This window comes from Ancylomarina sp. (assembly GCF_041555295.1).
Taxonomy (GTDB): domain Bacteria; phylum Bacteroidota; class Bacteroidia; order Bacteroidales; family Marinifilaceae; genus Ancylomarina.
This window is the reverse complement of sequence record NZ_JBFFKR010000458.1, coordinates 1-1,767: the sequence shown is the minus strand read 5'-3', so window position 1 is coordinate 1,767 and position 1,767 is coordinate 1. Positions and strand designations below refer to the sequence as shown.

Below are 1,767 nucleotides of genomic sequence, written 5' to 3'. Positions count from 1 at the left end.
GTTTTTGTTTTCATTATAGTATGATATCGTTCAGTTCCGAATTTGAGACGTTTTTATATAAACCTCAAACAACTTGTTACCGAAACCTCTATGAAAAATTAGCCAACATCACGCCTTCTTTTTATCGAATGATAAGTTTGTGTTTTTGCAATTCAATCTGACATTACTATTATTGCAAAAATCTCTTCTTATCATATTTCTATCATCACTTCAACCAATACAATATTTACTATTAACAGTTATAATAGGACCTAGCGATCAAACCACGCAATCCATTAGGTTATATACTGTATTGTAAATTAATTTAAAATATCATAAACAAGTGGGTTTATGGAAGTGTTGCTTACCTATGGACTTCGTCGAGTTCCACATTGCTCCAGTTCCTACCCCTAAATCCCCTGAAGGGGACTATAAAAAACGACTACCCTTTTTATGAAGTTGCACCATTTAGTCCAGCATAATATTTATAGATTACTTATTGTCAGAGCATGACAAGAGACATCACTGATGGTCTGCCTATCCTTCAATATTTCGACTTCGCTCAATACAGGGTAGTTCAATATCGCGCACCAGCTGAGAGTAGTGCATAAAAAAGCCCAAACTCTTTGAGGAGGATGGGCGATTTTGAACGGTAAATATATTTGGACTTGCAACAAAAATAGGGCAATGGAACTAAATCATTTTCAGTACCCACAATTCAACCTTTTCTTCACCACGCCATTTCTGATTTCTTTGTGTTTTAGTAGAGGCTGCCTTCACCGATTTGTAAATAAACAATTCCTCTTTAAAGCGTGCACCTTCAGCCAGTTCTTTTTTGATAGGATGTTCTTCGGCTACGCCAGTAATTTCACCCAAATTTGAGAACAATAAAGCCACACGACCTCCAGGTTTTAAGTGCTTAGTTGCTTCGGCAAAAAAACGTGGGAATAAATCCTTATCGTAATATATGGCTTGGTCAATGCCCTCTAAATCGTGTGATGCTGGCAACCAGGGTGGATTAAAAACAATCAGTTCTGTTGTTTCAGAACAATCAGCAAACAAATCCCCGTGCATTAACTCAAGCTTTGAATCAAGTCTCGATCTTTTAAGTTCTTCGTGAATACCTACAATGGCGTTAGGATTCGAATCTGTTCCAAATAATTTCGCAAAACCATGTTTTAGCATTTGCAGACTGAGAACACCACTTCCGATTCCAACATCAATGGCTGATTTCTTTTCACCTTCGTAGCGTTTCAACCATTGATCAAAAAGAATAAGGTGTTCGAATCGTGTTGGGAAATAGGTGCCAAAAAAAGGACGAATCTTGCGACCCAAAACAGGTATGAAAATTCCTTTTTCGTGCCACTGCCATGAGCTATTCAAACCTTGCACTTGTGGAAAGGGCAATAAAAACTCTGGCATCTCAGGATACAGGCTTTTAAGCCAGCCAATTTCCGGTGATTTTCTAACCGTAAGTTTGTTGTTGCTAACCAACAACACCAGTCGATGTGAGAGTTCACGAAACTTGGAACGATAATCACGTTGTCCCTGGAAAGATTGATCAGAATATTCCTTTTTGAGGTGGTCTTTCAATGCATTTAAAACCGTCAGTCCACTGCTGTAGTAATCTACGATTAAAACATATTCTCCCTCAATTAAAGCATCTACTGCATCCATAGGATCCATTCGACGTTTGTAGGCCAAAACATCCACATCCATTATGGGTTCTGGTCGATCTATTGCTATGGATTTATTCGATACTGAAAATTCAATAGTTAATGCTTTCTC

The 1,767-nt window shown here is 38.0% G+C and carries 1 protein-coding gene; it reads right to left on the bottom strand.

Annotated features, from left to right (window positions below; all coding sequences use genetic code 11):
• Positions 1-672 precede the first annotated feature (672 nt).
• On the bottom strand, positions 673-1,767 hold a 1,095-nt coding region (locus ABY905_RS17060; protein ID WP_372646066.1), incomplete at its 5' end, for a methyltransferase.